General features: G+C 63.0%; 21 protein-coding genes and 1 pseudogene. 13 read left to right on the plus strand and 9 right to left on the minus strand.

Going from position 1 to position 21,825, the window contains the following annotated elements:
- Positions 1–81 precede the first annotated feature (81 nt).
- The 8 genes from recO (at position 82) to LB559_RS12355 (ending at position 8,855) form a co-directional block, all read left to right on the plus strand.
- Positions 82–858, plus strand: a complete 777-nt coding sequence (gene recO / locus LB559_RS12320; RefSeq protein WP_224674154.1) for a DNA repair protein RecO — start codon at positions 82–84, stop codon at positions 856–858.
- On the plus strand, positions 855–1,373 hold the full coding sequence (locus LB559_RS12325; protein WP_013532579.1) for a PaaI family thioesterase: 519 nt from the start codon (positions 855–857) through the stop codon (positions 1,371–1,373). The genes recO and LB559_RS12325 overlap by 4 nt, the downstream gene beginning before the upstream one ends.
- Before the next feature lie 82 nt (positions 1,374–1,455).
- Positions 1,456–4,206, plus strand: a complete 2,751-nt coding sequence (locus LB559_RS12330; RefSeq protein ID WP_224674155.1) for a DUF2339 domain-containing protein — start codon at positions 1,456–1,458, stop codon at positions 4,204–4,206.
- Positions 4,207–4,379: 173 nt separating this feature from the next.
- The gene (locus LB559_RS12335; protein ID WP_013532577.1) at positions 4,380–4,898 is read left to right on the plus strand and encodes an RNA polymerase sigma factor; all 519 of its coding nucleotides are present in this window, start codon (positions 4,380–4,382) and stop codon (positions 4,896–4,898) included.
- Positions 4,895–5,686, plus strand: a complete 792-nt coding sequence (locus tag LB559_RS12340; protein WP_224674156.1) for an anti-sigma factor family protein — start codon at positions 4,895–4,897, stop codon at positions 5,684–5,686. Before LB559_RS12335 ends, LB559_RS12340 begins: the two co-directional genes overlap by 4 nt.
- Positions 5,687–5,996: 310 nt before the next feature.
- The gene (locus LB559_RS12345; RefSeq protein ID WP_224674157.1) at positions 5,997–7,103 is read left to right on the plus strand and encodes a peptidase C39 family protein; all 1,107 of its coding nucleotides are present in this window, start codon (positions 5,997–5,999) and stop codon (positions 7,101–7,103) included.
- Positions 7,100–8,563 (plus strand): RimK family protein, encoded by a 1,464-nt coding sequence (locus LB559_RS12350; RefSeq protein ID WP_127368967.1) that lies wholly within the window; start codon positions 7,100–7,102, stop codon positions 8,561–8,563. The genes LB559_RS12345 and LB559_RS12350 overlap by 4 nt, the downstream gene beginning before the upstream one ends.
- Before the next feature lie 31 nt (positions 8,564–8,594).
- Positions 8,595–8,855: a DUF3303 domain-containing protein gene (locus LB559_RS12355; protein WP_244514281.1), complete on the plus strand. Its 261-nt coding sequence runs from the start codon at positions 8,595–8,597 to the stop codon at positions 8,853–8,855.
- An 18-nt stretch (positions 8,856–8,873) separates the two neighbouring features.
- On the opposite strand, the pseudogene LB559_RS12360 reads toward LB559_RS12355, so the two are convergent.
- Positions 8,874–9,784 (minus strand): annotated as a pseudogene (locus LB559_RS12360) (LysR substrate-binding domain-containing protein).
- A 112-nt stretch (positions 9,785–9,896) separates the two neighbouring features.
- Between LB559_RS12360 and LB559_RS12365 the strand changes: the two are divergent.
- Entirely contained in the window at positions 9,897–10,787 is an 891-nt protein-coding gene (locus tag LB559_RS12365) for a fatty acid desaturase family protein (protein ID WP_027162671.1), read from the plus strand.
- Positions 10,788–10,798: 11 nt separating this feature from the next.
- Here LB559_RS12365 and LB559_RS12370 read toward each other — a convergent pair whose 3' ends face one another.
- The 3 genes from LB559_RS12370 to LB559_RS12380 form a co-directional block, all read right to left on the minus strand.
- Positions 10,799–12,940 (minus strand): putative bifunctional diguanylate cyclase/phosphodiesterase, encoded by a 2,142-nt coding sequence (locus tag LB559_RS12370; RefSeq protein ID WP_127368965.1) that lies wholly within the window; start codon positions 12,938–12,940, stop codon positions 10,799–10,801.
- A 165-nt stretch (positions 12,941–13,105) separates the two neighbouring features.
- A complete protein-coding gene (locus LB559_RS12375; protein ID WP_013532569.1) occupies positions 13,106–13,741 on the minus strand; it encodes an HD family hydrolase in 636 nt (211 codons plus the stop codon).
- Positions 13,741–14,601: a YgfZ/GcvT domain-containing protein gene (locus tag LB559_RS12380; RefSeq protein WP_224674158.1), complete on the minus strand. Its 861-nt coding sequence runs from the start codon at positions 14,599–14,601 to the stop codon at positions 13,741–13,743. The genes LB559_RS12375 and LB559_RS12380 overlap by 1 nt, the downstream gene beginning before the upstream one ends.
- Positions 14,602–14,676: 75 nt before the next feature.
- Between LB559_RS12380 and LB559_RS12385 the strand changes: the two genes are divergently transcribed.
- Entirely contained in the window at positions 14,677–16,008 is a 1,332-nt protein-coding gene (locus LB559_RS12385; RefSeq protein WP_224674159.1) for a dihydroorotase, read from the plus strand.
- A 33-nt stretch (positions 16,009–16,041) separates the two neighbouring features.
- Here the strand turns inward: LB559_RS12385 and LB559_RS12390 are convergent, their stop codons facing one another.
- From LB559_RS12390 to LB559_RS12405, 4 genes are all read right to left on the minus strand, one after another.
- Positions 16,042–16,815: a hypothetical protein gene (locus tag LB559_RS12390; RefSeq protein ID WP_013532566.1), complete on the minus strand. Its 774-nt coding sequence runs from the start codon at positions 16,813–16,815 to the stop codon at positions 16,042–16,044.
- A gap of 82 nt (positions 16,816–16,897) precedes the next feature.
- Positions 16,898–17,155 carry a hypothetical protein gene (locus LB559_RS12395; RefSeq protein ID WP_008874920.1) on the minus strand — a complete coding sequence of 86 codons (258 nt, stop codon included), beginning with the start codon at positions 17,153–17,155 and terminating at the stop codon, positions 16,898–16,900.
- Positions 17,156–17,613: 458 nt separating this feature from the next.
- Positions 17,614–17,991, minus strand: coding sequence for a TIGR02301 family protein (locus LB559_RS12400; RefSeq protein ID WP_224674160.1), 378 nt, complete (start codon positions 17,989–17,991; stop codon positions 17,614–17,616).
- Positions 17,992–18,072: 81 nt separating this feature from the next.
- Positions 18,073–18,507 carry an NUDIX hydrolase gene (locus LB559_RS12405; RefSeq protein WP_024503054.1) on the minus strand — a complete coding sequence of 145 codons (435 nt, stop codon included), beginning with the start codon at positions 18,505–18,507 and terminating at the stop codon, positions 18,073–18,075.
- A gap of 128 nt (positions 18,508–18,635) precedes the next feature.
- Here LB559_RS12405 and LB559_RS12410 point away from each other — a divergent pair, with 128 nt between their 5' ends.
- Entirely contained in the window at positions 18,636–19,397 is a 762-nt protein-coding gene (locus LB559_RS12410) for an SOS response-associated peptidase (RefSeq protein ID WP_224674161.1), read from the plus strand.
- 61 nt (positions 19,398–19,458) lie between these two features.
- Here LB559_RS12410 and LB559_RS12415 read toward each other — a convergent pair whose 3' ends face one another.
- A complete protein-coding gene (locus LB559_RS12415) occupies positions 19,459–19,614 on the minus strand; it encodes a hypothetical protein (protein ID WP_013532562.1) in 156 nt (51 codons plus the stop codon).
- Between the two features lie 390 nt (positions 19,615–20,004).
- Between LB559_RS12415 and cysS the strand changes: the two genes are divergently transcribed.
- Entirely contained in the window at positions 20,005–21,441 is a 1,437-nt protein-coding gene (cysS, locus tag LB559_RS12420; RefSeq protein WP_224674162.1) for a cysteine--tRNA ligase, read from the plus strand.
- On the plus strand, positions 21,438–21,824 hold the full coding sequence (locus LB559_RS12425; protein ID WP_013532560.1) for a VOC family protein: 387 nt from the start codon (positions 21,438–21,440) through the stop codon (positions 21,822–21,824). The genes cysS and LB559_RS12425 overlap by 4 nt, the downstream gene beginning before the upstream one ends.
- The last annotated feature ends 1 nt before the right edge of the window (position 21,825 follow it).

Here is a 21,825-nt window from a genome sequence, read left to right on the forward strand (position 1 = left end):
TTTTATGCATTGGTGTGAGAGTTACCCAGGAGCCAAGCCCATACCTTGATTTCGCCACCCGATCGGTGAAAAGCTCCTGAAATGGAATGGCGCGACGAGGGAATCATTCTCGGCACCCGCAAGCATGGCGAAACCAGCGCCATTCTCGAGGTGCTGACGCGAGCGCATGGCCGTCATCTCGGCCTTGTTCGCGGCGGCCGTTCGCGCAAACAGCAGCCCGTCCTCCAGCCCGGCAATCGCGTCGACCTGTTGTGGCGGGCACGCCTTGACGAGCATCTCGGCACGTTCCAGGCCGAGGCGATCGAGATGAATGCTGCCCGGTTGATCGACAGCGCCGTCGCCGTCTACGGCTTGCAGACCATGGCCGCGCATCTGCGCCTGCTGCCCGAGCGCGACGCGCATGAAGGTCTCTACGAAACGCTTGCCGTGATGATCGTCCATCTCGACGACGCCGACGTTGCCGGCGAACTGGTGGCGCGCTTCGAGCTTCTGGTGCTGGACGAACTCGGCTTCGGCCTCGATCTCAGCCAATGCGCCGCCACCGGCACGCGACAGGACCTGGCCTATGTCTCGCCGAAGTCGGGACGCGCGGTATCGCGCGAAGCCGGTTTGCCATGGCGCGACAAGATGCTGGCTCTGCCGGCCTTCCTGCAGCGCGGCTCTGGCCTGCGCGCCGATGCGGCTGATGTCGAGGACGCCTTCCGGCTCACCGGCTTCTTTTTCACCCGGCACGTCTATGAGCCGCGCGGCATCGAGCCGCCGGACGCTCGTACCGGCTTCCTCGCCGCCTTGCGCAAACATCACGCGCGCGGCAAGGCCATAGCTGGCGAGGACGCAGCCAGAGAAATCCTCACATGAGCGAAGTCGAACTTTATCCTGGCCGGGTCTCACCGCTCGGGCTCGGCACCATTCCGCACGCCGACATCCTGAAATACACCGGTTTGGAATTGCTGCAGCGCATCGTCGACGGCAAGTATCCGGCGCCGCCGATTTCCTTCCAGCTGAATTTCACTCTCACCGAAGTCTCGGAAGGGCGCGCTGTCTTTCGTGGCATGCCGAGCGAGCGCCATCTCAACCCGCTGGGCAGCGTGCATGGCGGCTGGGCGGCGACGCTGCTCGATTCGGCACTGGCCTGTGCCGTGCAGACGCTGCTCGAAAAGGGCGAGGCCTATACGACGGCGGAGTTCAAGGTGAATTTGACGCGTCCCATCACGCCGAAGACCGGCGAAGTGGTCTGCGAGGGCAGGGTTGTTCACAAGGGCCGCACGTTGGCGGTGTCGGAAGCGACGCTGAAGGATGGCGGCGGCAAGCTGCTGGCTTTCGGCACCGAAACATGCTCGATCTTTCCGGCCGCCAATCTGGCGGCGCGCTGAGTTTTCTGGCCGCTTGGCCGCCGCATTTGAATGTCAGTACGACGAATGTCAGTGAAAACTGGCCTGGTTTGGGGGAACCGCCATGTTTGAAAGCCTGATTGGCCTAGTCGCCATCATCGCCTTGTTCGTCATCATTTCGCGCCAGCAGAGCCGCATCGGCCTTGTCGAGCGCGAGCTTGGCGCGCTGCGCAGCCTTGTGCTCTCGGGAGCCGTGCCGCCTGCGGCCAAGCCGTCCGAACAGGCGGTGGCCGACAACGTGCCCGCCGATGTGATTCCAGCCGTTGCGGCAGCGGCCGACATTCCCTCTCCAGCGACAAGCGAGCCGGTCGCCGCACCGGCGCCAGCCACGGAAACGGAAGACTCGACCGGCGAGATCGTGTCCGGGCCGTGGACCGCTCCAGAACCGGCGCCGAAGGCGGTGGAACCCGCGGAGCTTCCCGGAGCGACGAAAGCCGCCCGCCAATCCGATGTCGAAACCGCGCTCGGCACCCGCTGGGCGGTCTGGGTCGGCGGCATCGCCCTGGCGCTGGGCGGTCTGTTCCTGATCCGCTACACCATCGAAGCCGGCATTTTCGGCCCCGGCGTACGGCTGACCATGGCCGGCGCGCTCGGCCTTGTGCTGGTCGCCGGCGGCGAGTTCATCCGCCGCACCGGCTTCAAGATGCCCGTACAAGGCGCCGCGGGCGCCTATATTCCGGCGATCCTGACAGCGGCCGGTGCCTTCATCCTGTTCGGCACCGTCTATGCCGCGCATGGCATCTACGGCTTCATCGGCCCGGCACTCGCCTTCACGCTGCTCGGCGTCATCGGCGTGGCGACGATCGCGGCAGCCCTTGTCCATGGCCAGGCGCTGGCCGGCATCGGCCTTGTCGGTGCCATGGTGACGCCGGTGCTCGTCGCCTCGCAGGCACCCAATCCCTGGGCGCTGTTCGGTTATCTTGCGATCGTGCTCGCAGCGAGCGGCGTCATCGCCCGCATGCGCGACTGGAAATTGCTGATGGCGGCTGCCTTTTTCGGCACCGGTGCCTGGACCATCCTCTATATGACCGATGCGCCGGGGGCGAACCTCTCTGCGATCCTGCTCATCGACGCCGTCACGCTGGCCGTGCTCGCCCTTGTCTGGCTCGCTCGCCGTGGCGACGAAACCACGCCAGACAGGGCTTTCGACTGGCCGTCCATCGTGCCTGGCCTGTTCGTCGCATTCTCGGCACTGGGCCTGTCGGTAGACCCGGCCTTTGCTGCCGCCGGCTATGCCTTGCCGGGCGCGGTGGTGATCGCCGCGATGGTGGCGGTCACGCTTTATCGTCCGCTGGCGCTGCCGCTCCTCTATGCCGCGGGACTGGTCACGGTGCTGATCTATCTCGGCATTATCCCGCCAACCTCGATCGCTTCCGATTTTTCGGGCGGCGCCCTGGGCGTCGACGGACTGCCGGTGGCCACGTCCAACGCGCTGACCTTGCGCATCGGCATCGCACTCGGCCTGGTCTTCATCGGCGCCGGCTTCTGGGCCGCGCGCCGGTTCGCCGCTGGGACACAGATACGTGCGGCCTCATGGGCGGCGTGGGGCGTCAACGTCCCGCTGGTCGTCCTGCTGGCGCTCTGGTTCACTTTCGGCAATCTCGACCGTGACCCTGTCTACGCCGCCGCAGCGGCACTGTTGGTCGTCATTTTCGCCGCCGGCGGCGAGTGGATCGCGCGGGCCGAGGAGCCGCCGCTCAAGGGCGGTGTCGCGGTCTCGTTTGCCCTGGGCGGCGCGGCCATCGCCGGGCTCCTGCTCATGCATATGGCTTTCGATTCCGGCTGGACCACCATCCTGCTCGGTGCGGCGGCCATCGTGCCGGCGCTGGCCACGCGCTGGCGCTCCTATCCGGTGCTCGGCTGGATTTCGGTCGGCGCGGTGATCGCGGTGCTTGGCCGTGTCGCCTTCGACCCGACCATTGTCGGCGCCGGGTTCCTGTCGACGACGCCGGTGTTCAACTGGCTGCTGCCGGGCTACGGCGTGCCCGCACTGGCCTTCGGCTTTGCCGCCTGGCAGCTTGCGCGCACAACGAATGGCCGGCCGCGCCTTGCCATGGAAGCGGCGGCGGCGCTGTTTGCGCTGCTCACGCTCGCCATGCTGGTGCGCCACGCCATGCATGGCGGCGTCATCGACACGGGTGCCATGACGCTCGCCGAACAGTCGATCTACACCCTGATCGCCATCGGCGCCGGCGCCATCCTGGTCGCCATCGACATGCGCTCGCCAAGCTCGGTGCTGCGCTATGGTTCGATGGCCGCCGGTGTGGCCTCGGTCGCTTTCATCGTTGTCAGGCATTTCGTGGTGCTGAATCCTTTGCTTACCGACGAATCGACCGGCCGTATCCCGGTGTTCAACCTGTTGTTCCTCGCCTATCTCCTGCCGGCGGTCGCCGCCGGGGGACTGGCGCTCTACGCCAGGGACAAGCGGCCAAAATGGTATGCGCAGATGCTGGCCGTGGTGGCTGCCGCGCTTGCCTTCGCCTATGCCACGCTGTCGGTGAGGCGCCTGTTCAAGGGCGAATTCATCGGCCTGTGGAGCGGCCTCGGCCAGTTGGAAACCTACACCTATTCGGCGCTCTGGCTGGTGATTGGCGTTGCGCTGCTCTCAGCTGGCGTCTGGCTGAAATCGCAGGTGCTGCGCATCGCTTCGGCCGCGCTGATCGCGATCGCCGTGCTGAAGGTCTTCATATTCGACATGTCGGAGTTGGAAGGCGTACTCCGGGCGCTATCCTTCATCGGCCTCGGCGCGGTTCTGATCGGTATCGGCCTGTTCTATCAGCGGCTTTTGACACGGGCGGCGAGGGAAAACGGATAAAGGCAAGCAAGAACAATAAGATTCACCCCGACCGGGAATAAATCGGCCAATGGGCTCGTTATCTCATTGCTTGGGTGACCGGGGCGGGAGACCGCTTCGCGCTGGCCGCTTGCGCCGCGCCCGGAAGGCGCGTTCAATCCAGATCAACAAGGGCGACCTCGAAACCAGCGGTCATGGACGAAAAGAAGGCAGCAATCCTTGGCGAAATACCGCGCCTGCGCCGTTACGCACGCTCGCTTTTGCGCGACCGCGACGCTGCCGACGACCTTGTCCAGGATTGCCTCGAGCGGGCGCTTGTGCGGCTCGACAACTGGCAGACAGGAGAAAGCCCCCGGAGGTGGCTGTTTACGATCATGCATCATTTGTTCATCGACCAGATGCGCAAGGTGAACCGCCGCGGCGAGGCGGCGATGTTGCCGCTGGAGGCGGGCGAGGCCGTTGCCCAGCCGGCAGAGCAGGTGGAGAGTATCGCCTCGCGCGAGATCATCGACGCGTTGCAGGCGATCAGCCCCGATCGACGCGCAGCTCTTGTCATGGTTGCCATCGAAGGTTTTTCCTATGCCGAAGCCGCCAACATTCTGGGCGTCCCCGCTGGCACGCTGATGTCGCGCATTGCGCGCGGACGTGAGGAATTGCGCGGGTTGCTGGACGATACGGCGCGTCGCCGCGCGATAAGGATCGTCGAGAAATGATCCGCCGCGACTTTTCCGAACGGGACATCCACATGGCGCTCGATGGCGAGCTGCCTGCAGACGAGCGCGCCGCTTACGACGCCTGGCTCGACGCCAATCCCGAGATGAAGGCCAGGAGCGCCCGTTTCACCGCCGACCGGGCGGCGCTGCAGGCCGCCTTCGCCGGGGTGCTGGACGAAGCCATGCCTGCGCGGTTGCGCAAGGTCGTGCTTGGCGAGGCGCCGGTCAAGGCAGCTGTGCCACGCTCGCGCTGGTGGCTTGCCGCTGCTGCCGCCGTGCTTTTGGTCGCCGGCGGGCTTGGTGGCTACCTTGCCGGCGTCGACGGCATCGGGCAGGAGGACCCGGCGGAAGATCGGCTGGCCGAGCAGGCAATCGCGGCCCATGTCATCTATGCCGCCGAAAAGCGGCATGCCGTCGAGGTTCCGGCCAGCGACAAGGACCATCTGCAGACCTGGCTGTCCAACCGGGTAGGGCTGAAGCTGGTGGCACCCGACTTGACCGCGAACGGTTTCCAGTTGGTCGGCGGCCGGTTGCTTCCGGCAGGCGAGAGCAAGGCCGCCATGCTGCTTTACGAGGACGGCAATGGGCAGCGTATATCGCTGTTCGTCACCACGGAATCGACGGAGAATGCCAAGGGCACCTACGCCGCCACGCAAGACGGACCCGAGGCCGTCTACTGGCTGGACAAGGGCTATGGCTGCGCCGTCGTCGGCTCCTTGCCGCGCGAGCGGCTGAACGAGGTCGCCAGGAACGCCTACACGCAACTTGTAAACGGGCTGGCAAGCTGAACGGCACCGCTTTTGCCGGTGCCGTCGATCCGCGAATGCCGATCCGGCCGAAGGACCTTTTGCGCCCGTCGGATCGGCGTCGGATTTGTCACAATTCGGCCCTAATCGAGGTGCGATAGCGCTTGATGAATGCCGTCGCATCGCCCCGAAAATCGGAAACGGTTTTTGGAAAAACGAGGCGAAGATTCAAGGTGGTGGAGCGGACTTCGTGCGCCCAGGTGGACGCCGGTTTTCCCAACGCCCTGGTTGGCGTCATGGACGTGTTCGAGTAGGGCCATTTCCACCACCAATCGAGGTTTTCTGAAGCCGCATGCCTGCCGAGATCCGCACGGCCCGCGCGTCTGACGTCGATGATCTCGCCGCCATCGAGAAAGCTGTTTTCTCAAGCGACCGTATTTCCCGCCGCTCCTTCCGACTGTTCATCGAGCGTGAAACCGCCGAGACGCTGGTCGCCGAAGTCGACGGCCGCGTGGCCGGTTATGCGATCGTGCTGTTTCGCAAAGGCAGCGGCGTGGCGCGCCTCTACTCGATTGCGACCAGTCCGTTTTTCGGCGGGCTGGGTGTCGGCCGCATCCTGCTCGGATCCGCCGAAGATGCCGCCTTCGAGCACGACCGCATGATGCTGCGTCTCGAAGTTCGCGAAGACAACAGCCGCGCGATCCGCATCTACGAACGGGCCGGTTATCGCAAGATCGGGCGTGAGCCCGGCTACTATGAGGATGGCGAAACGGCACTTCGCTACGAAAAAACCTTGCGTGGCGACATTCCGATCGCCACCAAGGTGCCGTTCTACCAGCAGACCTGCGAATTCACCTGCGGTCCGTGCTGCCTCATGATGGCGATGGCCAATTTCGATCGCGGCTTCGTGCCGGATCCGGTCATGGAAATCCGCCTGTGGCGTGAAGCGACGACCGTCTTCATGATGTCGGGTCCCGGCGGTTGCGAGCCGTTCGGCCTCGCTGTCTCGGGCTACGAGAGCGGGCTCGCGGTGGAGATCTACGTCTCCTTCTATGGCGCGCTGTTCCTGCAATCGGTGCGCAGCGAGGACAAGCGCAGGGTAATGGAACTGGCGCAGGTCGACTTTCGCCGACGCGCGGAACTTTACGGCATCCCGGTGAATTACCGTGCATTCACAATCGACGATATCCGCGCTGCGATCGCTGGGGGAAAGCTGGTGCTGGTGCTGATCAGCGGCTTCCTGATGTTCGGCAAGAAGGTGCCGCACTGGGTGCTGGCGATCGGCGATGACGGCGACCATATCCTGATCCACGACCCTTGGGTCGAGGATGAAAGGCAGGAGACCATCCTTGATGCAGCCAACATTCCCGTGCCTTACGGCATCTTCATGAACATGGCGCAGTTCGGTCGCGATGGACTGCGTGCCGCCATCACTCTGGGAAAGCGTGACAGACAATGACCTGGGTCATCCTTACCGGCAGGCAGAGCGATCTCGACCAGGTGGCGACACCGCACAAGATCATCACCAATCGCGACTATCTCGCGCATCCGTCATTGTTTCGCGGCCAGCGGCCGAAGGTCATCAACCTGTCGAACAATTACGCCTACCAGAGCCGCGGCTACTATGCCTCGCTGCTGGCAAGCTCGCGCGGCCACAAGGTGATCCCGACCGTCGAGACGATGATCGACCTGTCGGAACGCAAGCTCTATGAGCACGCGCTGCCGGAACTGGAACTGGCGCTCAACAAATGCCGCAAGGATCTTGGTGGCGCCTTTCCGCAAAAGGTCTGCATCTTCTTCGGCATCGGGCCGTCAAAAATCTGGGACCGTTTCGCCAAGCTGTTGTTCGATTGGTTCCGCGCACCGGCGCTCGAAGTCCACATCAAGGACAGCGCCGAATGGGCCTCGATCCGCAAGATCGGCTTTCATCCATTGGCGCGGATGACTGAGGACGAGGAAAAAAGCTTCATCCAGTGCCTGGAAACCTACACCAACCGGGAGTGGCGCGACACCAAGGGCCGTACGCCGGCGCGCTACACCTTCGCCACGCTGGTCGACCCGCATGAGGAATTGCCGCCCTCGGAGATCTCGTCGCTGCGCTATTGGGCCAAGATCGCCGAGAAGATGGGCGTCGAAATCGAGCCGATCACCAAGCGGGACCTGGCCAAGCTCGCCAATTACGACGCGCTGTTCATCCGCGAGACCACCTCGATCTCCAACCACACCTATCGTTTCGCCCGCCGCGCCCAGCAGGAAGGCATGCCGGTGATCGACGATCCACTGTCGATGATCCGCTGCACCAACAAGGTCTATCTCAACGAGCTGATGGCCTACAACAAGGTGCCGGTGCCGCCGACGGTGATGATCGCCGGCACCTCGGATCTCGAACTGGCGGCGCAGACGCTGGGCTTTCCGCTGGTGCTGAAGATCCCGGATTCGTCGTTCTCGCGCGGCGTCAAGAAATGCGCCAACGTCGAGGAACTGAAGACGCTCGCCACCGAATGGCTGGAGGATTCCGACCTTCTGATCGCGCAGAAATTCATTCCGACCGAATATGACTGGCGTGTCGGCGTGCTCGGCGGCCAGCCGCTGTTTGCCGTGCACTATCTGATGGCCAAGAAGCACTGGCAGATCGTCAACCACAAGGCCAACGGCAAGCCCGACCAGGGCGGCATCAAGACCTTCACGCTGAAGGAAACGCCGGCGCATGTCGTCGAGACGGCAGTGAAGGCGGCGCGCTGCATCGGCGACGGGCTCTATGGCGTCGACCTCAAGGAGACCAAGGACGGCGTCTTCGTCATCGAGGTGAATGACAATCCCAACCTCGACCATGGCTGGGAGGATTCCGGTGAGAAGGACGAGGTCTGGGTGCGGCTGACGCAGTGGTTCCTGGAGCGATTGGACCGGCCGGGGCGGTAATTTGATCGGGGGGTAGGACATGCAATTTATCGTGATCGAGGACTTCACCGGCTGTGATCGCAAGGAGATCTATCGCCGCTTTCGCGACCGCGGCCGCCTGAAACCGGACGAGCTGCTCGTCCACCACAGCTGGATCGCGGCGGACATGAGCCGCTGCTTCCTGCTGGTGGAGGCCGATGACGTCACGCTGCTGCAGCGTTGGGTCATCGAATGGGCGGATCTGGTGGAATTCGAGATCATCCCCGTGGCGACAAACAAGGACATGGCTGAGGCATTGAGCGGGCACCTCTGACCATTGCCGCGTGTCACGTCAACGCAGTGCCGGCGAGCCGACTGCGCGCCGGCACTCGTCGATCAGCCACTGGCGAAACGCGTCCACGACATCGCGTCTGGCGCTGCGCTCCGGGATCGTCAGGCAATAGGGCTGGCGCAGCTCGACCATCTGGGCGAGGGGCCTGACAAGTAGGCCGTCCTCCAGCGCCTCGGCACAGTAGATCCCTTGCGCCAGCGCCACGCCCAATCCCGAAATGGCAAGGTCGAGTGCCGCGCGCGACGAGTGGCCGAGAGCCCGCGCTGCGCTGCCCGGCCGGGTTCGATGCCGGCCGCCTCGAACCAGTTGTGCCACGACGGAAAGGACGCACCGGTCGGTCCCCAGCCGGTATGGATAAGCGGCAGGCTGGCGAGGCCTTCGGGTTTGATCGTGTCGGCCAGCCCGGGTGCACACACGGGATAGACCGCGTCCTGGACGATATCCTCGGTCGGGTGCTCGCGATAATGCGGCCCATAAGTGAGCCTGATGTCGATCAACTCACGGTCGAACGGCACCGGGTCATCCTCGCCTCTGAGCGATATGTCGACGGCGCCATGGCTTGAGACAAAACCAGTGAGACGCTGCGAAAGCCAACCCATGGCCATGGATGGCGGCACCGACACCACGAGGCGCGGGCGGAACGCATCGCCGCCCAGCTGGCGCGCGACGCTGCCGATCTCCTGGAAGGCCATGGTCAGCCTGGGCAGCATCTCGACGCCGGCCTCGGTGAGGACGGCGCGCCGGTTGACGCGATGGAACAGCTTGCGGTCCATCTGCTCCTCGACGGTGCGGATGAGCTGGCTGACGGCGGCGGCGGATACAGAAAGCTCTTCCGCCGCCCCCGCAAAGCTGCCTGTACGGGCCGCAGCCTCGAAAGCCTGAAGTCCTTTGAGAGAGGGAAGTACGGCCATGATCACCGAATAGATAAGTTCAGCTTATCTAAATCGCAGAAATCGTCATTTTTGGAAAGGTTTTTCATGCGCTACAGTGGATTCTATCAAATCCCAGCCTGGATCGAAGCCCGTGGATCATCGCGACGTAATTTCATCGTTGACGCAGGAGGAGCGCAACCGGCTGACCGCCAAGTCTGATGCCGCGGGCCTCGTTCAGCTTGCCGCTCATTGGGGTGCGATCGTGATCCTCGGATCGCTGATCGCCGCCAAAGTGCCGTTCTGGCCGCTGCTGATGCTGCCGCAAGGTCTCCTCATCGTGTTCCTGTTCACGCTGCTGCACGAGACGGTTCATCGCACGGCCTTTGAGGCGCAGCGGCTGAACGATGTCGTGGCGCGGGTGTGCAGCCTGGCGATCGCGCTGCCGGCGGACTGGTTCCGCTACTTCCACTTTGCCCACCATCGATACACGCAAGATCCCGACAATGACCCGGAACTGGCGTTCCCCAAGCCGGAGACATGGCGGCAATACCTCGTCCACATATCCGGCATCCCGTTATGGTGGGGCCACATCAAGACGCTTTATGCCAACGCCGCGGATCGTGGTCGCGAAAGCTACGTTCCGCCAAAGGGCTATGACAAGGTGCGCATCGAGGCACGCGCCATGATTGCCTTTTATGCCGTGCTCCTTCTGCTGGCCGTCTATTTCCGGCTCTCGGTGCTTGTCTATGTCTGGATTTTGCCCGCTCTGTTGGGGCAGCCGTTTCTGCGCCTCTATCTCTTGGCCGAGCATGGTCGCTGTCCGTTCGTCGCCAACATGCTGGAGAACACCAGGACCACATTGACCAACTGGCTGGTCCGCAAGCTGGCGTGGAACATGCCGTTCCATGCCGAGCATCATGCCTATCCCGGCGTGCCGTTTCATCAACTGCCGCGGTTTCATGCGCTGATCGAGCGGCATCTCAAGGTGGTCGAGCCCGGCTATGTCAGCTTCCACGAAAAGTACATCGAGACGCTGCATTGACGATGGCCGGCCTAGCCGGTCTGGCTGTGCGGCGCCCGGGATCTCAACAGACGCTGGATCTCGGCCGCCTTTGACGGCGCGCCGATCAGAAAGCCCTGCGCCTCGGTGCAGCCATTGCTGCGCAGGATGTCGAGTTGCACCTCGGTCTCGACCCCCTCGGCGGTGACAGTGATGCCAAGCTCGGCACCCAGCCCGATGACGGTGCGAACGATCGCCGCGGTGTCGCGATTGCCGAGGTCGTGGATGAACGAACGGTCGATCTTGATCTTGTCGACAGGAAAACGCCTGAGGTAGCCGAGCGACGAATAGCCGGTGCCGAAATCGTCCAGCGCGATGCGGATGCCGAGTTCGCGCAACTGCCGCAGCGTCCTTAGCACCACCTCGCTTTCGTCCATCAGCACGGTTTCGGTGATCTCCAGTTCCAACCGACCGGCTGGCACGCCGGAGAAAGCCAGCGCCGAGATGACGCTGCGGGCGAAGCTGCCGCTTTTAAGTTGCACGGCCGAGACATTGACCGCCACGCGCAGGCCGGCGGGCCAGCGTGCCGCCGCCGTGCAGGCTTTCCTCAGCGCCCATTCTCCAAGCGGCACGATCAATCCGGTTTCTTCGGCGACCGGAATGAAGCTGTCCGGCGCCACCATGCCACGTTCTGGGGAATGCCAGCGCATCAAGGCTTCCGCGCCGACGATCTCGCCGGAGGCGATGTTCATGATGGGTTGGAAATCGAGGTCGAATTCCTGGCGCGACAGTGCGGTCCCGAGGTCGACCTCCAACGCACGCCGTGCCTGTACCATTGCGTCCATTCCGGGTTCGAAGAACCGATACAGATTGCGGCCTTCGCTCTTCGCCCGGTAAAGCGCTGTATCGGCGTTCCTCAGCAGCGTGTCGGCATCTCCGCCGTCGTCGGGGAAAACCGCGATGCCCAGGCTGATGCCGATATGCATCTCGCGGCTCTTGTCACGGAACGGTTTTCCGATTGTCTCGACGATGCGCTTCGCGAGTTTTTCAGCACTGGCAATGCCCTTGAAATTGACCTGGATGATGACGAACTCGTCGCCGCCGAAGCGGGCAACGACGTCGTTTTCATTATGCAGGCAGCGCTGCAGCCGCTCGGCCACGCTCTTCAGCAGCCAGTCGCCGGCCGGATGTCCCCAGGTGTCGTTGACTGCCTTGAAGCGATCGAGATCGAGCGAGAAGATCGCCAGCGGCGTGGCCGCCGTGTCCTCCAGCGCAAGGTCGAGCCGTTCGCGAAACATCGAGCGGTTGGGCAATCCCGTCAGCGTGTCGTGATGCGCAAGATGGGTCATGCGCTCTTCGGTGCGGCGACGTTCGGTGACGTCGTCGAAGGTCACCACCCAGCCGCCGCCATCCATCGGCCGACGTGTGACCAAAACCGTCCTGCCGTCGGTAAGATGCCGATAGGCCGAATGCATTTTTGCCGCCGCCAGACAGGCTTCGGTCTTGGCGACTTCGCTGTCGACATCGATCTTCGTATAGATGCCGAGTTCCAGCAACCGTTCGAGCGCGTCGCGGTGCGTCGTTCCAAGCGGAAAGTCCGCTGGGGTGACCTTGTAGAGCTCCAGAAAACGCCGGTTGCGCACGATCATCTTGCCGTCGGCGTCATACATCAGCAAGCCTTGCGACATGTTGGCGAGCGCTGCGTCGAAGCGGCGGTGCTGCTCCTTGAGATCCTCTTGCGCGCGGCGCTGCTCGGTGATGTCTTCATAGATCGAAACCCAGCCGCCCAGAGCCAGAGGGCGGTGCGAGATGCTGACGATGCGGCCGTCCGACAGTGTTTCTTCGTAGGTCGAGGGCTTTGCCTGATCGATATAAGGCTTGCGGATGGCGTAGAGTTCGTCGGCGGTTTGCGAGGCGACGCCGATATCGACGCTGTGGCGCAGAATGTCGAGGAACCGGATGCCGGGCCTTATCACCCTGGCGTCGAGGCAAAAGATGTGTAGGTAGTTGCCGTTGCAGATGATCATCCGCTCGTCGGCGTCGAACATGCACAGGCCGTGCGACATGTTCTCGACCGCAGCCGAAAAGCGTTGGTTCTGCTCCCGCAGTTCGTCTTCCATGTGGCGGGAGCGGTCCATGCCTTCGGCCTCCCGTTTCGGGACGGCCGAACCATCCTTGGCATCAGCGACGGGCATGAGCGCGCCTGCGGACCGTGATCGAACAAGCTACTGTGGTCGCCGCTGGTTAATTTAGCGTTTTAATGCATGTCGCCCAAAAGTGACCTCGGTTTTGGGGGAATGACATGCATAAAAACAAAGACCTAAAGCGCGTCGCGTGAATCCGTTTCAGCGCGACGCGCTTTAGCCGATTGCGGTCGCCGAAACCTGATGCCGCGACGTCTCGATCGCCGAAAACCGTTTCAGAAACGCGTTCTGCGCCCAGGTCACCGAACGTGGCGTGAAATCGAAGCGGTCGGCATTGAAGCCGCGCGGACGGCCGAAGAACTCGGTCGCCTCGGCGGTCGAAAAGCCGGCGAGCAGCGTTGCCTCGAAATAGGCGGCGATCTGGTCGGCGCGCTTGATCTCCTTGCGCAGCGCAGCACTTGGTTCCGGAGGCAGCGAGAAGCGCAGATGGATGGCGCGCTGCAGCCGTAACTCACAATCCTTGTAGCTGCCGCCCATCACCGATTTGAACGGCGAGATCATGTCGCCGATGACATATTCGGGGGCGTCGTGCAGCAGGGCCGCCAGCCGGGCGTCGGCCGAAGCCTCGGGCACCAGGTCGCAGAACAGCGCTTCGACCAGCAGCGAGTGCTGGGCGACCGAAAACGCATGCTCGCCGCTGGTCTGGCCGTTCCAGCGGGCAACGCGGGCGAGCCCGTGCGCAATGTCCGAAATCTCGATGTCGAGCGGCGAGGGGTCGAGCAAATCGAGCCGGCGGCCCGACAGCATGCGCTGCCAGGCGCGTGCCGGCGCGCCGACGCGGTCGGCCGCCATCAGGCCTCCTCCGCGCTGACGGCTTCCTGCGGGAAGGCGAATTTTGCCCAACCGGGAATGGCCAGCGTTACCGGAACGTCCCCGGCCATGATCGGCTGGCCGGCATCGAGCGCCGCCTTGACCCGGTCGATGCGCGCAATGGCCAGACCGGTCGTGTCTACGGTCGAGCCGAGCGTGCCAACCGGCCTGCCTGCGACGGTCAGTTCGGTGCCGGGCGCGGGCAGGGGCCTGTCGGCCGATGCAATCAGCACGCGCCGCCTGGCCGTGCCGCGATGCTGCATGCGCGAGACGACCTCCTGGCCGACATAGCAGCCCTTCTTGAAGCCGATGCCGCCGGTTTCGTCCAGCAGCACATCGTGGGGGAAGGCGTCTCCGAGTTGGTAGTCGCTGCCGCTTTCGGCAATGCCGCCGACAATGCGGAAGGCTTGCCACGCGGCAAGATCGCCGCGCTCATCCGTTTCGCCATAGGAACGCGTGACGGCACCCTTCGGAAAGCGTGTGTCGGCGGCCGCCGTTGAATCAGATTGTGAGGGTGTTGATTCATGTCCCCACGCGACGGTGACAAACGCCTGATCGGATTTGGCAATCTCGACCTTGGCGCGCAGTTTGTAGAGCGTCAGCCGGCGTACGAAATCGTCCGATATGTCGGCACGGCATTCGAGCCGGAATGCATTCTCGCCGGTGCGGGAGATCAGGAAATCGAACAGGATCTTGCCTTGCGGCGTCAGCAGCGCACCGGGTTTGGCTTCGCCGGGAGCCAGGATGTCGAGATCGGTGGTCAGGATGTTCTGCAAAAAATGCTCGGCATCCGCACCTGATACGGAAATGAGGGCGCGGTCTTTGAGCTGGGCACAGGGCATGGGCGGAAAAGCAACCTGATCTTGCAAAATGGTCGGCCTTTACGTAAGCCGCTGGCACTCCCCCCGCAAGAGAGCATGGCCATGATCTACGACCTCATCCTGACAGGCGGCACAGTGGTCAACCATGACGGCGAAGGGGCCCGCGACATCGGCGTGAAGGACGGGCGCATCGCTGCCATCGGCGATCTCCGCCAGGCCTCGGCCGGCGAGACGATCGACTGCCGCGGCCTGCATGTCCTGCCGGGTGTCGTCGACAGCCAGGTGCATTTTCGCGAGCCGGGACTGGAGCACAAGGAAGATTTGGAAACGGGTTCGCGCGCTGCCGTGCTTGGCGGCGTCACCGCCGTGTTCGAGATGCCCAACACCAATCCGCTGACCACCAGCGAGGCAGCGCTTGCCGACAAGGTCCGACGCGGCACGGGGCGCATGCATTGCGATTTCGCCTTCTGGGTCGGCGGCACCCGCGAGAATGCCGGGGATGTCGGCGAGCTTGAGCGGCTGCCGGGTGCGGCCGGGATCAAGGTTTTCATGGGCTCGTCCACTGGCGACCTGCTGGTCGAGGATGACGAGGGCGTGGCGTCGATCCTGAGAAACACGCGCCGGCGCGCCGCCTTTCATTCGGAAGACGAATTCCGGCTGCGCGAGCGCCTTGGCGAACGCATCGAAGGCGACCCGGCATCGCACCCTGTCTGGCGCGACGAGATCGCCGCCTTGCGCTGTACCGAACGGCTGGTACGCATTGCGCGAAACGCCCGTGCCCGCATCCATGTTCTACACATCTCGACCGCCGAGGAGATTGTGTTCCTCGAACAACACAAGGATGTCGCGACCTGCGAGGCGACGCCACATCATTTGACGCTGAGCGCCGACGACTATCTCAGGCTTGGCACGCTGATCCAGATGAACCCGCCGGTGCGTGCCGCGCGCCATCGCGATGGCGTCTGGCATGGCATTGCGCAAGGCATCGTCGATGTGCTCGGCTCCGACCACGCGCCGCACACGCTGGCCGAGAAGGCAAAGCCCTATCCGGCCTCACCGTCGGGGATGACCGGCGTGCAGACGCTGGTGCCGATCATGCTCGACCACGTCAATGCCGGCCGGCTGACCTTGCAGCGCTTTGTCGACCTGTCTAGCCACGGCCCGCAGCGGATCTTCGGCATGGCGAGAAAGGGCCGCATCGCTGCCGGCTACGAGGCCGACTTCACCATCGTCGATATGAAGCGGCGCCAGACCATCACCAATGCGCAGGCCGGCTCGAAAGCCGGCTGGACGCCTTATGACGGGAGAGAAGTGGTCGGCTGGCCGGTCGGCACCGTCATTCGCGGCCGCCGCGTGATGTGGGAAGGCGAGATCGCCACGCCAAGCCAGGGTAGGGCGGTGGAGTTTTCTGAGGCATTGCCCCGCTAGGCTCCCTACCCCCGTGGGTGGGAAGAGCCGCTCTCAATCCCCGGCGACGAAGAATGACCACTGTCCGCTAGGGGTGATACCGACGCGATAGAAAATATAGGCGCCGAACTGCTTCATGTCGTCGAAATCGCCAGCGGTGACGATCTTGAACAGTTCGACCCGCTGCTTGGCGTCCAGCTTGTCCAGCGGTAGGGCGAAGAAATACGGCCACACATAGAGCTCTTGTGGCGTGCCGGCATCGAGGTGGACGTAGCCGGCATCAAGCACCTCCTCCAGGATGGCCAGGATTTCCTGGCCGTCCGGGTCGCCCGAGAGGCCCTTGAGGAAAGCGACGGCATCGCCATCAATGTCGGTTAGGGACAATTGCGTTGTGTTGTCGCCCGTGCCGATCAACGGCCGCAACTTTTCGATATCGCCGCCCTTGCAGGCTTCGACGATCAAATCATGCATGCGCCGCACTGGTTCCGGCAGCTTGCCGAGATCGTAGATGACCTCGGGCACCGGCGTGTCCGGATCGACGCGTGGCCTGGTCACGCCGCCATCCGCCGGACTGTCCGGCTCGGCTTCGGCAGGAGCAGTCGGCTGGCTAGACGGCGGCGGCGTCCCGACCGGGTTGGGCATTGGCACGGTGCTTCCGGGGGGCGACATGTCGTCGGCCGGCGGCGTGACCGTCGGGGGGAGCTCTTCGCGCTTGATTTCGCTCAGCGCATAGGCGGGGCTGCTCGCGAGACACACAACCAGGGGAATCGCGGCACAGCAAGCGGCGAAAGAGATGCGAAGGACCAAGCCACGCGGCTTGCCTGACATCGAAAAACTCACTGCCCGTTTCTCCCTGCTTACGGGCATGACGCCCGAGCGGCATATTGCCGTCAAAGAACCGGACGTCGGTTCAGTGCCGCAGCCGTTCAGGTTCGAAGGCGCCAGCAATCACCTTTTCACGCATCCGGTCGAGCAGGGCAAGGGCCGAGGTCTCGCCATTGGCACGCAACATCTCGCCGAAGGCTGTTTCGAGCGCTGCTTCGGCAATGATCTCGGGCTCTATCCCGGCGGAGAGACCTTCCGCCCAGGCCTCGCTGTGGCTTTCCACGGCGGTCAAGCGTTTTTCTTCCCTGACCAGCGCGTCGATGTCGTTGACACCATGTTCCATAAGCGAATGTCCACCCTTTCAAGCTGCGATCCATTGATGTGGATCAGGCCTGATCTGTTCATTTCACACGCAGGGACAATTAAGTATTTGTAAATACGACATTTTTTTGATCGTCTTTTACAAAGCCCGATTGCCTTGTGCGAAGCTGCGTTCAGTTCGAGTCAAACTTAGCCGATTGGGGCGGCCTGCGGGGCGAAAACCTTCAGTTTGAGTTAATTCCGCTTTCGCGCGGTAAGGTTTCGTTAATACTGTTGCAGAAGTGCAACATGAGGATTGCACCAAGATATCGCCTGGCACAAGCCGATATATCGGCTGTACCCAGCAATGGTTCGGATAGTTGTCGATGAGCGAGTGCCTAAAGCGCGCCGCGTTTGAACGGATTCAGGCGAGGCGCTTTAGGTTTTCGTTTTTATGCGTATCGTTCTCCCAAAACCGCAGCCACTTTTGGGCGACATGCATTAGTTGCCGTAACGCGAGGCGATATCGCGAGACAGCGTCTCGCCTTCCTTCATGTAGCGGCTGATGGCTTCGGTCGCCGAGGGCGTGCACCTCGTATAGGTGCCGCCGAAGGAGCGGTAGCCGCGATTGAAGCTGGCAATGAAGCGGGCGCGCCGCTCGGCGTCCGGATTTTCCGAATCGAGCAGTTTTGTCATCTCGACACGCCACTGGTCGCCCTTTTCGCCGCACAGATTGCGCAGGAAATGCAGCGAGCCCAGAACCTCCGCCAGCCGCATCAACCCGGGCTCGAACGGCGACTCGGCGCTGAGCGCGGGCCGTATCGAAACGGTCGCGCCGACCGCAAGACACATGGCGAGGAGCATGGATGGACGATTCATAAGCCTTCTCTACCAGCTGCGTGGCTCTGCTAAACAGCATAAGTCTTTGTGGCGAAACAATTTGTCGCCCGCAAGTTGATTTCAGGACAGCAGTCCGGCGTTTCCGCCGGGGGCCAACAAGTCTTCGGCGACCGCGAATACCGAGCCTGCCAGCGGCAGCGCCGCCATCTCGCTGAGCGTATAGAAGGCCGCCGTCTCCGCATCATCGCTGGCCACGGCCTCGCCGCCGGCATAGGCGGCGCCGAAGACTGTGAGGAGATAATCGACCGGGTGGCTGTCATCCCGGCCGTCGATGTGGATTTCCCGCAGCGGGCGATAATTTGTGGCACGCAAACCGGTTTCTTCCTGAAGTTCGCGCTCTGCCGCTGCCTCCAGCGTCTCACCAGGTTCGACCTTGCCGCCCGGAAAGGCATAGAGCCCTTGCGACGGTTGCCGGGCTCGCTTGACCAGAAGCACGGTGTCTGCCCGCACGACGGCGACCGAGACTGCCGGAAGTATTTTGCGCGCTTCGTTCATGGATTCCCAATCAGGCTGAAGGCCGGTCAGTTGTGGACCGGCCAGCGTGGACAAGTTTTAGCGGTTGCGCAACGCAGGTTCCATCGCCACTTTCAGAAACCGAACCTTTCGAAGGGCATCAATCGACCATGTGCGGACGTTTCGCCTTGACCGCGACGCCGGATCAGACCGCTGCCTTTCTGGACGTGGCGGGGCTTGAGGATTTCCCGGCGCGCTACAACATCGCCCCGACGCAGCCGATCCTGATGGCGGTCGCCGGCCCTCCGCAGGCGCCGGACTCCAATCTGCCGGACCGGCAGCCAATGCTGGTGCGCTGGGGGCTGATCCCGACCTGGGTGAAGGATACACGCGAGTTTCCGCTGCTGTTCAACGCGCGCTCCGAAGGGGCTGCCGAAAAGGCGTCGTTCAAGGCCGCCATGCGCCATCGCCGCGCTTTGGTGCCGGCGTCCGGCTTTTATGAATGGCGGCAAACCGGTGGCAAGAAGGGGCAGCCTTACTGGATACGCCCCAGGCATGGCGGGTTGGTTGCCTTCGCCGGGCTGATCGAGACCTATGCCGAGCCGGGGGGTTCGGAAATGGACACCGGCGCCATCCTGACCATCAACGCCAATGCCGACATCGCGCATATCCACGACCGCATGCCGGTGGTGATCGATCCCAGGGATTTCACACGTTGGCTGGATTGCCGCACGCTCGAACCGCGCGATGTCGCCGATCTGTTGCGACCGGCACAGCTCGATTTCTTCGAGGCAATTCCGGTCTCCGACCTCGTCAACAAGGTCGCCAACACCGGACCGGAGATTCAGGAGCGGGGCGAGATCGGGCCGGAGCCCGAGAAGGTCAAGCGCCAGAAGTCCGGCGCGGACGACAGTCAGATGAGGTTGTTCTAGCAGAGGGCGCGCGCGTCGGCGCCTTCATTTCTGGCGCCATTGGCGCCGGTCGCACACCCCTTCAGGCAGCGCGGGGCGAAACGATCTTCTGCGCCGGCTTTTTCTTCTTGGCGGTATGGAGAAGGGCGGCGACGATCGCGGCCGGGCCGATTGCGCGATAGTGGTTGGCCAGCGCCGGCTGCTTGGCGCGGTTGGCTTCCTGCTTGGTTCGGGGCATGTCTCTCTTCCCTGGTAACATTTTCGTGTCTGCATTTGATGGCCGATTCTGACCAAATCGTGACGCCTGCTGATCTAGCCGGCGAATGTTTCATGACTGTGCCGACATGTTTAATAAAATGTTTCAGTGCATCATTACCTGTGACCCAGCGACGGTTTTGCCGAAACTTGCGACTTGACGGCAACACAAGCCAAGGCGATAAAGCCGCCCATGAAAACGTCTTTCGCCATTTGTGGCATTTGCATTATTGGCTAGCCTCGCGCTGGTCCGGACGTTTTCGCCTCATCTCTCCCCAGATTGGACAAACGCCCCGGCCAGCAGGCTGGAGCCTGATTTGCGTTCGCGCAGGGCTGGCTTCGTCGAATTGAGTTCTGAACCGGGAAGGCACGAATGTCCGACGCATCGCAGGGCCTGCGCCTCTACAACACGCTGACGCGGACGAAAGAGGATTTCGTCCCGATCGATCCGCTGAACGTGCGCATGTATGTCTGCGGCCCGACCGTCTACGACTTTGCTCATATCGGCAATGCCAGGCCGGTGATCGTCTTCGACGTGCTGTTCCGCTTGCTGCGCCATCTCTATGGGCAGACGCACGTCACCTATGTGCGCAACATCACCGACGTAGACGACAAGATCAATGCGCGCGCTTTGCGCGATTTCGGCGGCGAGATCGCTTCCGGCACGCTGTCGTTGAATGAGGCGATCAGGCGGGTCACCGAAAAGACCGCCGACCAGTTCCACAGCGACGTGGCGGTTCTCGGCTGCCTGGCGCCGACGGTCGAGCCGCGCGCCACCGAATTCGTCGAGCCCCGTGCCGACGGCAAGGTCGACATGATCACCTTGATTCAAAGCCTGATCGAACGCGGCCATGCCTATGTTGCTGCGGGCGAAGTCCTGTTCGACACGGCGTCGATGCCCGACTACGGCCAGCTGTCGAAGCGCAATCTCGACGAGCAGCAGGCCGGTGCTCGCGTCGCCGTCGACGCGCATAAGAAAAATCCCGGCGATTTTGTCCTCTGGAAGTTGTCGTCACCGGAGGAGCCGGGCTGGAATTCGCCATGGGGCAGGGGTCGGCCGGGCTGGCACATCGAGTGCTCGGCGATGTCGGCCGCCTATCTCGGCGAGGTCTTCGACATTCATGGCGGCGGCCTCGACCTGATCTTCCCGCATCATGAAAACGAGATCGCCCAGTCGCGTTGCGCCCATGGCACCGAAATGATGGCCAACATCTGGATGCACAACGGCTTCCTGCAGGTCGAAGGGCAGAAAATGTCGAAGAGCCTCGGCAACTTCTACTCGATCAACGAACTCCTGGAGACCGAGACCTTCGGCGGCCGCAAATGGCCGGGCGAGGTGCTGCGGCTGGCGATGCTGATGACGCATTATCGCGAGCCGATCGACTTTTCCGTGCGCAAGCTGGAAGAGGCCGAGAACACCCTGCGAAAATGGAAGCGGGGGGCCGACCTCGCGCCGACGGCGGCGGGACAGGTGCCCGTGGAGATCATTGACGCCTTGTCGGACGATCTCGCCACCTATGCCGCCTTCCAGGTCCTGACCCAGTTGGCCGGCGAGGCAATGGACGGCAACGATGCCGCTGCATCGCTGAAGGCGTCGCTGCTGTTCCTCGGCTTCGACGTCGCGTCGGCGAAGGTTGATGAAGGCCACGTCGGCAAGGCCATCGCCAAGCGTCTCGCGTTCATCGCCGCCAAGAACTGGGCCGAAGCCGACCGCATCCGCGACGACCTGCTGGCCCAAGGGATACAGTTGAAGGACGGCAAGGATCCGGTCACAGGCGAACGCATCACCACCTGGGAGGTAAAAAGATGATCGATCATCTCGGCATCAACGTTGCCGATTTCGACGCTTCGAAGGCTTTCTATGACAAGGCGATGGCGCCGCTTGGTGCCGCGCTGTTGTATATGGTGCCGCTGGAGTACACCGGCGGTAAAAAGGTCGGTGGCTACGGTCGCGATCGGCCGGTATTCTGGCTGCAGGAAGGCAAGGATGGTCAGAAGGCCCATCAGCACGTCGCCTTCACCGCGCGCAGCCGCGCCGAGGTCGAAGCCTTCTATGCTGCGGCGCTTGCCGCCGGCGGCAAGGACAATGGCGGGCCGGGCCTGCGCCCGCACTATCACCCGGACTACTATGGCGCCTTCGTCCTCGATCCCGACGGCAACAACGTCGAGGCCGTCTGCCATGCGCCGGAGTGAT

Origin of the sequence: Mesorhizobium sp. BR1-1-3 (genome assembly GCF_020165455.1) — a bacterium.
GTDB lineage: Bacteria > Pseudomonadota > Alphaproteobacteria > Rhizobiales > Rhizobiaceae > Mesorhizobium > Mesorhizobium ciceri.

Bases quoted from the DNA above. Each gene is read 5' to 3' on its own strand.
- recO (WP_224674154.1), top strand. From the start codon at position 82: ATGGAATGGCGCGACGAGGGAATCATTCTCGGCACCCGCAAGCATGGC.
- LB559_RS12325 (WP_013532579.1), top strand. From the start codon at position 855: ATGAGCGAAGTCGAACTTTATCCTGGCCGGGTCTCACCGCTCGGGCTC.
- LB559_RS12330 (WP_224674155.1), top strand. From the start codon at position 1,456: ATGTTTGAAAGCCTGATTGGCCTAGTCGCCATCATCGCCTTGTTCGTC.
- LB559_RS12335 (WP_013532577.1), top strand. From the start codon at position 4,380: ATGGACGAAAAGAAGGCAGCAATCCTTGGCGAAATACCGCGCCTGCGC.
- LB559_RS12340 (WP_224674156.1), top strand. From the start codon at position 4,895: ATGATCCGCCGCGACTTTTCCGAACGGGACATCCACATGGCGCTCGAT.
- LB559_RS12345 (WP_224674157.1), top strand. From the start codon at position 5,997: ATGCCTGCCGAGATCCGCACGGCCCGCGCGTCTGACGTCGATGATCTC.
- LB559_RS12350 (WP_127368967.1), top strand. From the start codon at position 7,100: ATGACCTGGGTCATCCTTACCGGCAGGCAGAGCGATCTCGACCAGGTG.
- LB559_RS12370 (WP_127368965.1), bottom strand. From the start codon at position 12,940: ATGCCCGTCGCTGATGCCAAGGATGGTTCGGCCGTCCCGAAACGGGAG.
- LB559_RS12375 (WP_013532569.1), bottom strand. From the start codon at position 13,741: ATGGCGGCCGACCGCGTCGGCGCGCCGGCACGCGCCTGGCAGCGCATG.
- LB559_RS12380 (WP_224674158.1), bottom strand. From the start codon at position 14,601: ATGCCCTGTGCCCAGCTCAAAGACCGCGCCCTCATTTCCGTATCAGGT.
- LB559_RS12385 (WP_224674159.1), top strand. From the start codon at position 14,677: ATGGCCATGATCTACGACCTCATCCTGACAGGCGGCACAGTGGTCAAC.
- LB559_RS12390 (WP_013532566.1), bottom strand. From the start codon at position 16,815: ATGTCAGGCAAGCCGCGTGGCTTGGTCCTTCGCATCTCTTTCGCCGCT.
- LB559_RS12395 (WP_008874920.1), bottom strand. From the start codon at position 17,155: ATGGAACATGGTGTCAACGACATCGACGCGCTGGTCAGGGAAGAAAAA.
- LB559_RS12400 (WP_224674160.1), bottom strand. From the start codon at position 17,991: ATGAATCGTCCATCCATGCTCCTCGCCATGTGTCTTGCGGTCGGCGCG.
- LB559_RS12405 (WP_024503054.1), bottom strand. From the start codon at position 18,507: ATGAACGAAGCGCGCAAAATACTTCCGGCAGTCTCGGTCGCCGTCGTG.
- LB559_RS12410 (WP_224674161.1), top strand. From the start codon at position 18,636: ATGTGCGGACGTTTCGCCTTGACCGCGACGCCGGATCAGACCGCTGCC.
- LB559_RS12415 (WP_013532562.1), bottom strand. From the start codon at position 19,614: ATGCCCCGAACCAAGCAGGAAGCCAACCGCGCCAAGCAGCCGGCGCTG.
- cysS (WP_224674162.1), top strand. From the start codon at position 20,005: ATGTCCGACGCATCGCAGGGCCTGCGCCTCTACAACACGCTGACGCGG.
- LB559_RS12425 (WP_013532560.1), top strand. From the start codon at position 21,438: ATGATCGATCATCTCGGCATCAACGTTGCCGATTTCGACGCTTCGAAG.